The following is an 11360-nucleotide window of genomic DNA, read 5'->3' on the forward strand; positions in this document are numbered from 1 at the left end:
CGCTTTTTTCGAATTATCTCTCGATTTCAGCACGATCTGAATCTCTCATCCGCCCATCATTCCCACCATGTCAATCACCCTACCGCTCAAGCGCTTGATGGCCTGTCTGGCCACCATCTCCGGGATTTGTCTCGCCGATCCCATCGGAGTTGGCGAAGTGCGCGGCTTCACCCCCGGCATCCACGGTGCGGTGGAGCTCGTCTTCCAATCCGAGGTCGGGAAGCATTACCAGATCCAGATCAGCTCGGACCTGGCCACGTGGGACAACGAAGGATACTCCGTGAAAGGCACGGGCGGTGAAATCTCCGTGCTCGCCCGCACGCGGAATCTTCCCAATGCCTACTACCGTCTCCGCGACGACGGGAGCCCGGACAATGTGGCTCCGCTGGCCTCCGTGACCGCCGGGGCGATCGCAGCAGCAGGTGGCGCACTGGCCGACTTTTCGAATGTGGACGCCACAACGGGCCTCGCCGCGCTGGGAGCCCAGAGCAATCGCGTGACCGTCCTGGAGCGCTTCGGCCGCTTGCCGGAGGGAACCGTCATCGGTCCCGGCCATACTCCCGAGATCGGCGAAGGCTGGCGCTGGCACCACCTCGGAGGATCGGCCAAGCCCTATATCGAAAACGGGGCCCTGCGTGCGGTACCGGGCTCGGTCTATTATCTCGGGAGATCCGTTGACGAGGGGATCACATCGCTGTCCACCGTGATCGAGTGGCGTCCGTCGGCCTCGTATCCATCCGGCCTGTGGACCAATGGCTTCACCATCGGGCTCGCCCCGAGCAACATGATCAATGAAGACGGACGCCCGGTGACCCTCCCGGTTGACATGCTGCACCTTCGTTTCGATCGCAGTGGCATCGCCGCTTTCGAACTGGGAAATGGAGGCGTCAATTTCACCCCGGTCGTGGCCGAAGGAGCTACGAGGAACTATGTGAACTGGGGACCCACCAATCAGTTCTGGATGCAATTCCAGCGGCAATACCTGCTCAACATCGAACTCGACACGGTGAAGCACGAGTGCCGTATCACCGCGCTTGGCAAGACGTGGAAATTCTCCCACCCCCGCATCGGTGCCAGCGGGCCATATACCGACTTCTTCCTTGAGGGAGGTGGGGATACCCAGGGGGCCGCCACTTATGATGGCTACGTAGCCGTGCATTCGGCATGGGTGAATTCTCCGCAGTTGGACCAGACACCGGGCCTGGGGGTCATGCCTTACAACGACGCCCTCGCATCACTCTCGACTGGTGCCATCGGGCAACTCCTGATGACCCAGCTCAAGCTGCCGGGCGCGGTTTCAGGCGTGGTGGCCGGTGAGCAAAACTCTGACCGCCTGGTCGTCGGTGGCGATGCTTACATCCATGGCAAGCTGTCCGCCAACACCGGCAATGGTCGCGGGCGAGTACCTGTGATGATCCAGACGCTGTCGAATACGTGGGCACCTTCTTCCGGAGGGGCGGCGAGCGGCGGCACCGGTGCGCCACTGGTCTCCACGGCATCACAGATCGACGGTGCGATGCTTCAATTCTACGACACCTACCTCCCGAACAACGGCGACAGCATCACCTACGAGATCAGAGGAAAATTCGGTGCGAACGGCAACACGAAGCGTCTCCGCATTGAGTCCGCCGGGATCGGTTACTGGTTTGATTCGGGCAGCTTGACGGAAAATGGAACGTCATTCGTCCTTCGGGTCACACGCACGAAGACTTCCAGTTCCAGTCACGTGCTTGACGGGGAATTCCTGACCTCGGATGCGAAGGTCATCATGGGATCAAGCCATAATCCCGGAGGCGCGACGAATGCCGTGCTGCGCATCTCGGGCACGGCAGCAGGTGATGTGACGGTGCACTCGATCGTGGGAATCTACCATCCATCCGGGATCTGAACTCATGGTGCGTGGCAGTCCGGGCGCAGTGGCCACGGGAGCGGTGCGACCCGCGCCCGTGACCGCCAGATATCTCACACATCCTCGTCCGGCATTTCCGCGATCAGCTTTTCCAAGGTGATCGGGTAGTCCCGCACCCGGACGCCGGTGGCATTGTAAATAGCATTCGCGACCGCGGCAGAGACTCCGCAAATTCCCAGTTCCCCGACGCCCTTTGCCTTCATCGGCGTGGACCGCGGGTCAGTCTCGTCCAGGAAGATCACCTCCTGGTGAGGGATGTCCGCATGGACGGGTACCTCGTAGCTGGCGAGGTCGTGATTCACGAAGAAGCCCTGCTTCTTGTCCACGGCGCATGCCTCCATCAGCGCGCCACCCACGCCCATGACCATGGCCCCGATCATCTGGCTGCGCGCGGCCTTCGGATTTAGAATCCGGCCCGCGGAGCAGACCGCGAGCATGCGGCGCACGCGCGTCTCACCCGTGGCGATGTCCACGGCTGCCTCGACGAAGTGCGAACCGAAGGTCGACTGCTGCTGATCGTTGGAAATCGCGTCGTTGTATTCGATGCTATCCTCTGCCACGAGCCCGGCATTCCCCGCGACGTCACCGATGAGGATGCGGTGCTCCCCGGAGATGATGCGTCCGTCGCTGAAGTCCGCCACCGCGGGATCGAAGCCCAGCTTCGTCGCCAGCATCCCGCGGAGCTTCATGCAGGCGGCATAGACACCCGCAGTGGAATTCGCCGCACCCCACTGGCCGCCCGATCCGGCTGAGGCGGGGAAGCTCGAGTCGCCCAGCTTCACGACCACCTTGTCCAGCGCCACGCCCATCGTCTCTGCCGCGGTCTGCGCGACGATCGTGTAAGTGCCGGTGCCGATGTCCGTCATGTCCGTCTCCACGGTCACGATGCCTTTCCCATCAAGCCTGACACGCGCGGCCGATGGCCTCAGCAGGTTGTTCCGGAATGCCGCCGCGACACCGAGGCCGATCCGCCAGCGTCCTTCGCGAACCGTGCCCGGCTTCGCCTGGCGCTTGTCCCATCCAAAGCTCTTCGCCCCCTGGCGAAGGCACTCGACCAGCGCTCGATGGGAAAACGGGCGACCCGGTTTTTCGGGGTCCTCCATCGTGTCGTTGATCACGCGGAATTCCACGGGGTCCATCCCGAGCTTCTCCGCCATCTCATCCATCGCGATCTCCAGCGCCATCAGCCCCGGAGCCTCGCCGGGTGCCCGCATCGAGTCGCCCTCCGGCAGATCCAGATCGAGCTTCCGCAAGGCGATGAAGCGATGCGGCGCCGCGTAGAGCAACCGCGTCTGCGCGACGGAATTCTCCGGCCTGCCACCCGGGAGATTGCCGGACCATCCTTCATGGGCGATCGAGGTCAGCTTCCCGTCACGGGTCGACCCCAGGCGGATGCGCTGCACAGTGGCGGCGCGATGCCCGGTATTGTTCATGATGTGGGCACGTTCCAGCGCGAGCTTCACCGGCCTGCGAGCCAGTCGGGCACCGAGCGCCGCGAAAAGGATGTCGCTGCGAATGCGCAGCTTCGCCCCGAAGCCACCGCCGATGTAAGGCGAGATCACACGGAGCTTCGCGGGAGGAATCCGCAGCGTCTCCGACAAATCCCGCACCGCCCAAGCAACCATCTGCGTGGACGTCCACACAGTGAGTTCATCGCCATCCCACGCCGCGATGGTCGCATGCGGCTCCATCATCGCGTGGCTGTGGTCCGGCGTGCTGTAGGTCGCATCCAGCGTGACCGGTGCCTCAGCGAATGCCGCGTCAAAGTCCCCCGTGCGATAGACCGGCGGCGGCCCGCCACCCGGTGGCGGCGCGGGCTCCTTCCCCGCGTCCTGCTTGATCTGCTCGGCGAGGTCAAAGCGGCCCTCCGCCTTCTCGTAGTCCACCTTGATCAAGCGCGATGCAGATCTCGCCTGCTCGTAGGTCTCGGCGACGACGAGCGCCACGGACTGGTGATAGTGCTCCACCTCCGGTCCGGCCAAAAGCTTGGCGACATTCTGGATCATCTTCGCCTTGGCCAGTTGGCCGGCATTTTCCGACGTGACGATGGTGATGACCCCGGGCGCCGCCTTGGCTGCGTCGATGTCGATGCGGAGGATCTTACCCTTCGCGATCGCGCTGCCGAGCAGGTAGCCGTAGGCTTGGTTCTTCGCCACATCATGCCGCTCGTAGGCGTATGGGGCCTTGCCAGTGACCTTGAGTGGGCCTTCGATCCGGTCGGTCGCCTTGCCCACCACCTTCAGCCGGTCGATGGGATTGATCCCTGCGGGTGCGTCGAATTTCATGACTGTGCTTGTTTTGCTTCGGCTAGGACGGACCGCAGCGTCCGCTCGACCAGTTTCACCTTGAACTCATTTTCCGGCGTCGGCCTGGCACCGGCCAGCAGCACCTCGACGACTGCCTTCGCCCCCTTCGGCAGCAGCGCCTCCGCAGCTTCCACACGCCACGGGCGATGCGCCACGCCGCCCAGCGCGACGCGACCGCTGCCGTCCTTCTGAATCACCGCGGCGACGGAAATGAGTGCGAACGCAAATGAAGCGCGGTCCCGCACCTTCCTATAAAGATGCACGCCCCCAAGCGGCGGAGGTAGCACCACCGCAGTGATGAGTTCCCCGGCAGCCAGTATCGTATCGGTCTGCGGCGCATCTCCGGGCAGACGGTGGAAGTCGGCGATGGGGATGGTCCGCGTGGAGCCGTCCGGCCGTATCGTCTCGACCTCCGCATCCAGCAGGCGCATGGCGACGGCCATGTCGCTCGGGTGCGTGGCGATGCAGCTTTCGCTCGCACCGATGATGGCGTGCTGGCGGTTGTAGCCGTCCCTGGCTCCGCAACCGCTGCCGGGCTCCCGCTTGTTACAGGCCTGATAGGAGTCGTAGAAATAAGGGCAACGGGTGCGCTGGAGCAGGTTCCCGGCGGTCGTCGCCATGTTCCGCAATTGCCCGGTGGCCCCTGCAACCAGCGCGCGCGTCAACACGCCATAGTCGCGGCGGATCGTCTCATGCGCGGCGAGGTCGGTATTCCTCACCAGCGCTCCGATGCGCAGGCCGCCCGAGGGGAGCTTCTCGATCTTGTCGAACTCCAGGCCATTCACATCGATGAGATGAGGCGGTGCCTCGATCTCTAGCTTCATCAGGTCGAGGAGATTCGTCCCACCCGCGACGAACTTCGCTCCGGGATGGCTCGCCGCGGAAGCCGCAGCCTCGGCCGCAGTGCGCGGCTTCTCGTAGGTGAAGGCTTTCATTTCACACCTCCCGCCACTTCCTGGATCGCATCCATGATATTCGAGTAGGCACCGCAGCGGCAGAGATTCCCGCTCATGCGTTCGCGGATTTCACCTTGGGTCAGCTCCGGCGGCTTCGTCAGATCGCTTGTCGCATGGCTGGGGATGCCGGCCTTGATCTCGCCGAGCACGGAGACCGCGGAGCAGATCTGTCCGGAAGTGCAATAGCCGCATTGGAAGCCATCGTGCTTGATGAAGGCCGCCTGCATCGGATGCAGATCCTCCGGAGTACCGAGGCCCTCGATGGTCGTGATCTCGCTGCCCTCGTGCATCACCGCGAGGGTGAGGCAGGAGGCGATGCGACGTCCGCCCACCATCACCGTGCAGGCACCGCATTGCCCCTGGTCGCAGCCCTTCTTGCTGCCGGTAAGTTCCAAGTGCTCGCGCAGCGCATCCAGCAGCGTCGTCCGTCGGTCCAGCTCCAGCTCGCGGGCCTCGCCATTCACCTTGAAGGAAACCTTTGCCATCAGCGAGGGATCACTGGCCGGAACCTTCACCGCGTCCTGCGCGCGGGCCTTTGGAGGCAGCAGCGTCGCCGCCGTCACGGCCGTGCCGGTGATCAGGAAATCCCGCCTGTTGAAGTCGTGGTCATCTCTCGCTTTCATGGTTCGTCGCAGTGGTTTTCCCCGCCTCCGGGAGTCCGGTTCGCAAGGGTCGACGCTACCACCGATGCCCGGCCTCGCAATCGGTCGCTTGCTCCGGATGTCCCAATATTGCTGCATTCCGGACGGGAATAAACCGCGCCCGGGAGCCTCCCCGGATCAGGCCTCAGCGCACCCTTTCAAACAGCGCGTCGATGCCCGGAATCGCGCCCTCCATTCGCGTCGCGAGGCCATTTGACGCTTCATTGTGAAAAATTGGCGCGGAAGGCGCTCGACCGGGGATTGCCAAGAGGCCGGAGGCCACGTATCCGGCCGCTCCGAATTTTCCCATGAAGCGCGTAGAAACCATGGCAGAAGCCGACGTCGTCCTGATCGGCGGCGGCATCATGAGCGCCACCCTCGGCGTCCTGCTCCACGAACTCGACCCCACGCTGAAGATCCAGATCGTGGAAGCCCTCGCGGAAGTGGCCAAGGAGAGCTCGAACCCGTGGAACAACGCTGGCACCGGCCACGCCGCGCTCTGCGAGCTGAACTACACGAAGGAAAAGGCGGACGGCTCCGTGGAAATCTCGAAGGCGCTCGAGATCAACGAGGCATTCGAGCTTTCCAAGCAATTCTGGGCCTACCTCGTCGAGCGCGGCGTGCTGCCGGCCCCGGAGGGCTTCATCACGCCCGTGCCGCACATGAGCTTCGTCATCGGGAAGGAAAACCAGACCTACCTGAAGCGCCGCCACGAGACGATGGCGAGCCACCATTTCTTCGATGAAATGGAGTATTCCGAGGACCACTCGGTCATCCGGAAGTGGGCTCCGCTCCTTCTCGAAGGCCGCCGCCCGTCCGAGCCTCTCGCCGCCACCCGCGCCGCCGGGGGCACGGACGTGAATTTCGGCGCACTGACCCAGTCGCTGGTCGATCACCTCGCATCAAAGGACGTGGTAAGGATCGCCACCCACCACCAGGTGCGCGACATCAAGCGCAAGCGCGACGGCCGCTGGCACCTCACCGTCCGGAACCTTTCCAAGAACATCAACCGCAGCATCGCCGCGCCCTTCGTCTTCGTCGGTGCCGGTGGTGCCTCGCTGCCGCTGCTCCAGAAGTCCGGCATCCCTGAGGGCAAGGGCTTCGGCGGCTTCCCGGTGAGCGGGCAATTCCTCATCTGCGACGACGCCGCGATCGTGGAGCGCCATCATGCCAAGGTCTATGGCAAGGCCGCCGTGGGCGCGCCGCCGATGTCCGTGCCGCACCTGGATACCCGGGTAATCGATGGCAAGAACACGCTGCTCTTCGGACCCTTCGCCGGCTTCTCGCCGAAATTCCTGAAGTCCGGCTCGATCTTCGACCTGCCAGGCTCCGTGCGCCTGTCAAACCTGGTGCCGATGCTCGCTGTGGGTAAGGACAACATCGACCTGACCCGCTACCTCATCGAGCAGGTCATGCAGAGCCCGCAGGATCGCCTGGACGCGCTGAAGGAATTCTTCCCCGCGGCGGAGCTGGGTGACTGGCGTCTCCTCACCGCCGGCCAGCGCGTGCAGATCATCAAGCAGGATGCGGACAAGGGTGGCGTGCTCCAGTTTGGCACCGAGATCGTCGCCTCCGCGGACGGCTCCATTGCCGCGCTGCTCGGTGCCTCGCCGGGTGCCTCCACCGCGGTGGACGTGATGCTGGACATCCTCGGCAAGTGCTTCTCGAAGCGCCTGCCCTCGTGGAAGGACCGCCTCGAAAAGATGATCCCCTCCTACGGCAAGAGCCTGCGCGACGATCCTGCGCTCTACCGCAAGGTCCGCGAAAAGGCGGACCGCCAGCTCGGCCTGGCGGGAAACTAGGAAGTTGTCGGAACGGGGATTGCGGGATATGCCGCAACCCGACCGATGAAGACACGTCATCTCTCCCTCCTCCGTCTCGGCCCTATCATTCTGGCCGCTGCCTGCGGTATCACGATCGCGGAGGAGAAGCCGAAGATCACCCTCAGTCCGGAACTGGCGATCCATGCGCCTGACGTGCCGGATGAGGAGAATGGCATCGTCCGGTTTGAGAAGCGCTTTACCCCGTTCGATCAAACCACCATCGCCGCGCTTGGAGAGATTGCGGAGCGATTGAGAGAAGGAGTTGCCGTGGAAGATCCGGCACTCTTCGAGAAACTTGAGACAAGCCATCGCCAGGCGCGTGAGTTGCTGAAAGCTCCCGCCCGGCACCTGAGTAGAAAGGACGTCTCCGAGTAACCACGTGGATACAGGTCTTCAAGGCAGCAGATATTCTTGCCCGCCGCTCCGCGCTCGGAGGTGACCGCGCCGCCGCACTTGCCTATCGTCGCGACCTGCTGGAGTGGAGCCGTCTCATCCGCCAGAGCCATCCGGACCTGATCCGCTACGTGATCGGCATCTTCGGATGGAGGATAGCGTTCAATGGAATGCTCTCCGACTGGGAAACCCACCCCGATCAAAAGGCCGGGCTCTCCGAGATCGAAGCTCTCCTCCGCGAATTCCCGTGCGACTGCTCGGAACTGATCCAAGTCTATCGCCGGGAAGCTCAGTTCTTCTCCGACTCAGGAGGCACGAAGGGCATATTGCAGGAGATCCCTGTGGACCAGACCTCCGGCTTTCTCCTGCGGGAGCCCTTTGACAAGCTCACCGTCGGTGAATTGCTGGAGCTTCCTTACGATGAGGAAAGCGAAGTCCGCAGGCGAGAATCGCAGCTACTCGGTAGCATCGAAGCGGTCAGGGAACGGGCACCTCTGGTGAATTGGCCGGGGTTTGTCGTCAAACCGTCCGCCACTGATCTCGATGCCTATCGCAAGCGACCGAACGGACTTGGAGACTTGTTGGAAGAGCATCCCACCGACATTTATCATGGCGCGCTGACCACAACCTTGTTTCAGCAGCCAAGCATGGAAACCTGCATCGCCTGGCTCAGGGCGGAGGGAGAGGGAAAGATTTTCACCCAGCATTCCGATGGAGTGGCCGATGACCCGGTGACGGGAAAGCCCCTGAAGATCGAGCCCGGCAGCAGGAGGATACGGAGCGTGGGAGCCGACTTGGAACTCGCTGATCTCGGCGATCTATCCCCGGATCCAGGTATCCAGGTCCTCAAGGATGACCGGATCATTAAAGTCCCCTCTTGGCGGAAGGACGGCGACTGACCGGCGTCACCCCAGGATTTCCGCGAGCTTCGCCTGCAGGGCTGCGAACTCATCATCGCCAAGCACCGGTCTGGCGACGGGGAGCGAACCCTCCGGAGGCGCGGGCAGGGTCACCCAACTACGACAACCGCCGTACTTTGCCTCGTAGGGGAATTCCCACGGCTGCGCGAGTTCGCCGACCCGGACGAGCGCGATGTGGATGCTCCCGCTCGCCATGCCCTTGCCTTCCCAATCGAAGCGCTGGCGGATCGTCTCCTCCGTCCAGATGTGCAGCGGCTCCAGCGCGGCGACCTGGTCCCAGCTTGTGAGTGTTTTTGCCCACAGGGCCTCGGCATGGTGGGTGATGGTGACGGTCTCACCGGCGACCCACTCCGGCTTCGCGACGACGGAGCCCTCCCGGACGAACTGGTCCTGATTGTGGAAGCGCGTTGGAAACAGGAAGAAATTCTCCTCCGCGAAGGAGAAACCGGCACGCCCCTCATGAATGCCGCCCTTCCGCAGAATGATCGCCTGCCGTCCGCTCGCGAGCGCGTCGCACACCACCTGCCATTCCTTGAAGCCGCTTGCCATGCCGCGGAGGTAGCGTGGAGCAAGGCCGCGCTCAATTGAAAATACCCGGGTGCGTCGCCTCAAGATCGTGGTCCGCACGCTCCGCGTGCGGTTCACCGGTCGGGGAGCCACTCCGCGATGCTTGCCATCTCTTCACCGAGCCATGGGGTAACTGGTGATGTCCGCCTTCACCTCGCTTCAACCGCGCGCGGAGCGATGCGAACCACGATTTCGCACCAACTCAATTTCAAGGCTCTCGACTCCCGCCAGTGCTCTTTCACTCCTCATCCCCCACGATTCCTCTCCCCTCTCCTTCCGACATCCGCCCCGCCACATGAAACTGCATCGGGCCGGTGATGATCTTGCCGAATTCATAGTAGGGATAAGCCACCCGCTCGACCTCCGGCCCGCCGGGGCTCCTTCGATCCTCCACCCAAGTGCGGACGATTCTGAATCGCATGAGTTCACCATTCTCCTTCTCGCTTCTTTGCAGGACCCACTGCCCCTCCACGTCGAGATTGAACTCAAGGTCAGACTCTCCCCGCTCCATCGTGTTCCGAATGATGTCGAGCTTGCCGCTCCAGACTTCCGCCATCTTCCGATTGATCTCCTCCACGGATTCATTCTCCTGAATACCCGGTATCAGATCGAGGATCGCCTGAATCCGAGGCGGCGGTGCCGTGTTCGGAAGCGGCGGGCGGGATGCCGCATGCGGGGTACCCTCGCGATAGAGCGTCAGCACGATCAAACTTCCACTCTTCCGATCACTCTTGAAGAAGACGAATTCATCCGGGCGATCATGATAGATCCGCGCGATGTAGCGCCCGCTCAAAGAATAAAAGACGTTCGAATCTCCCGGGACAAGGAAGGCGTGCTTAGCGAGATCCGGCCATCCGGGAGCATCGCCGAATTCCAAGAGCTCGCCATCCGCGGAAAGCATCGTCTGACCGTCTGCGGAGATCCATTTGCCCGAGCGCAGCTTCAGCCTCTCATTGGCCTCCTCCTCATTTCTTCGCTCCTTTTGCAGGAGTTCCCGCTCCCATTCTTCGCGCAGCAATGTCCGCAAGCGATCATCCGGAGCTGATCCACCACCTGCCTGCTTGCCAGCAAGATAGCCGATGAATCCTCCGGAAAAAATGCCGAGGACCAGCACGAAGATCGCCACGCCCTTTCGCATGGACGCAGAAGACGAAATCCAACGACCGTCCGTCAATCCAGCACGGACCTAGCAAAAAGACGTCACCTCCACCGCCCTCAAGCTTTCGCCAAATTAAGGCTGCCCTCAACCATTGGGCGCCCCCCTGGGAGCGCCGGTCATCAGACCGGCCCGAAGCCATCCTGACTGCCCGCCCTACCGACAACGCCCACATCGCAGCAAAGGGAAGGCCACCGGCCGCGGAAAACCACTGGGAACGCGGAATTCATTCCGCCCGGGACAGGCAAGCACCACCAGCCATGGTGCCATAGCGCGTTGGTGCCACACAGGCCATGGGCCCAACCGGCCACCCGTGCGCACAAAAAAAGAGCCCGGCACCTTCTCTCGAAGATGCCGGGCAAATACCTGGCGGCGACCTACTCTCACAGGACCTGTCGTCCCAATACCATCGGCGCTGTGGCGTTTCACTTCCGGGTTCGGAATGGGACCGGGTGGTTCCACCACGCTCTGGCCACCAGAGGACAACCCTGCTTTCTATCGCTCGCACTTTGTCGTGCCAACCCAGGGCTGGGTCTCTAATGGTCGGAGGCCTCGGCCAGTCGTCATCGGTCGGCAGCAGTGCTGCCGGCCATTGGCGAACGGCCAATGTTCACCGCTCTCTGACATCCGCATGGAGCTTTCAAATCATTCCAATCAACCTCAATTCGTCCACTTTCAGAGCCGAGCGC

Annotated in this window: 9 protein-coding genes and 1 rRNA gene; 4 read left to right on the top strand and 6 right to left on the bottom strand. The window is 62.7% G+C overall.

The annotated features are described in order from the left end of the window. Positions 1-67 precede the first annotated feature (67 nt). Positions 68-1888, top strand: coding sequence for a hypothetical protein (locus OKA04_RS22080; RefSeq protein WP_264503393.1), 1821 nt, complete (start codon positions 68-70; stop codon positions 1886-1888). Between the two features lie 74 nt (positions 1889-1962). Here the strand turns inward: OKA04_RS22080 and paoC are convergent, their stop codons facing one another. From paoC to paoA, 3 genes are read right to left on the bottom strand one after another with little or no spacing between them, the layout of a single operon-like run. Then, positions 1963-4194, bottom strand: coding sequence for an aldehyde oxidoreductase molybdenum-binding subunit PaoC (paoC, locus tag OKA04_RS22085; RefSeq protein ID WP_264503394.1), 2232 nt, complete (start codon positions 4192-4194; stop codon positions 1963-1965). After that, positions 4191-5150, bottom strand: a complete 960-nt coding sequence (locus OKA04_RS22090) for an FAD binding domain-containing protein (RefSeq protein ID WP_264503395.1) — start codon at positions 5148-5150, stop codon at positions 4191-4193. Before OKA04_RS22090 ends, paoC begins: the two co-directional genes overlap by 4 nt. Then, complete coding sequence (gene paoA, locus OKA04_RS22095; protein ID WP_264503396.1) at positions 5147-5794, bottom strand: aldehyde dehydrogenase iron-sulfur subunit PaoA; 648 nt, start codon at positions 5792-5794, stop codon at positions 5147-5149. Before paoA ends, OKA04_RS22090 begins: the two co-directional genes overlap by 4 nt. Before the next feature lie 326 nt (positions 5795-6120). On the opposite strand from paoA, the gene OKA04_RS22100 reads away from it, so the two are divergent. The 3 genes from OKA04_RS22100 (at position 6121) to OKA04_RS22110 (ending at position 8927) form a co-directional block, all read left to right on the top strand. Beyond that, complete coding sequence (locus OKA04_RS22100; RefSeq protein WP_264503397.1) at positions 6121-7614, top strand: malate:quinone oxidoreductase; 1494 nt, start codon at positions 6121-6123, stop codon at positions 7612-7614. 45 nt (positions 7615-7659) lie between these two features. Next, on the top strand, positions 7660-8010 hold the full coding sequence (locus OKA04_RS22105; RefSeq protein WP_264503398.1) for a hypothetical protein: 351 nt from the start codon (positions 7660-7662) through the stop codon (positions 8008-8010). A 188-nt stretch (positions 8011-8198) separates the two neighbouring features. After that, positions 8199-8927 (top strand): hypothetical protein, encoded by a 729-nt coding sequence (locus OKA04_RS22110; protein ID WP_264503399.1) that lies wholly within the window; start codon positions 8199-8201, stop codon positions 8925-8927. Between the two features lie 6 nt (positions 8928-8933). Here the strand turns inward: OKA04_RS22110 and OKA04_RS22115 are convergent, their stop codons facing one another. The 3 genes from OKA04_RS22115 to rrf form a co-directional block, all read right to left on the bottom strand. Next, a complete protein-coding gene (locus tag OKA04_RS22115; protein ID WP_264503400.1) occupies positions 8934-9497 on the bottom strand; it encodes a DUF1802 family protein in 564 nt (187 codons plus the stop codon). Between the two features lie 256 nt (positions 9498-9753). Then, complete coding sequence (locus tag OKA04_RS22120) at positions 9754-10653, bottom strand: hypothetical protein (RefSeq protein ID WP_264503401.1); 900 nt, start codon at positions 10651-10653, stop codon at positions 9754-9756. A gap of 382 nt (positions 10654-11035) precedes the next feature. After that, positions 11036-11151 (bottom strand): 5S ribosomal RNA (rrf, locus tag OKA04_RS22125). Positions 11152-11360 lie beyond the last annotated feature (209 nt).

This window comes from Luteolibacter flavescens (assembly GCF_025950085.1).
Lineage (GTDB): Bacteria > Verrucomicrobiota > Verrucomicrobiia > Verrucomicrobiales > Akkermansiaceae > Haloferula > Haloferula flavescens.

What these genes read in the sequence shown, in the direction of transcription:
- OKA04_RS22110 (WP_264503399.1), top strand. Translation starts at nt 8,199, where the DNA reads ATGCTCTCCGACTGGGAAACCCACCCCGATCAAAAGGCCGGGCTCTCC.
- paoA (WP_264503396.1), bottom strand. Translation starts at nt 5,794, where the DNA reads ATGAAAGCGAGAGATGACCACGACTTCAACAGGCGGGATTTCCTGATC.
- OKA04_RS22115 (WP_264503400.1), bottom strand. Translation starts at nt 9,497, where the DNA reads ATGGCAAGCGGCTTCAAGGAATGGCAGGTGGTGTGCGACGCGCTCGCG.
- OKA04_RS22105 (WP_264503398.1), top strand. Translation starts at nt 7,660, where the DNA reads ATGAAGACACGTCATCTCTCCCTCCTCCGTCTCGGCCCTATCATTCTG.
- paoC (WP_264503394.1), bottom strand. Translation starts at nt 4,194, where the DNA reads ATGAAATTCGACGCACCCGCAGGGATCAATCCCATCGACCGGCTGAAG.
- OKA04_RS22120 (WP_264503401.1), bottom strand. Translation starts at nt 10,653, where the DNA reads ATGCGAAAGGGCGTGGCGATCTTCGTGCTGGTCCTCGGCATTTTTTCC.
- OKA04_RS22090 (WP_264503395.1), bottom strand. Translation starts at nt 5,150, where the DNA reads ATGAAAGCCTTCACCTACGAGAAGCCGCGCACTGCGGCCGAGGCTGCG.
- OKA04_RS22080 (WP_264503393.1), top strand. Translation starts at nt 68, where the DNA reads ATGTCAATCACCCTACCGCTCAAGCGCTTGATGGCCTGTCTGGCCACC.
- OKA04_RS22100 (WP_264503397.1), top strand. Translation starts at nt 6,121, where the DNA reads ATGAAGCGCGTAGAAACCATGGCAGAAGCCGACGTCGTCCTGATCGGC.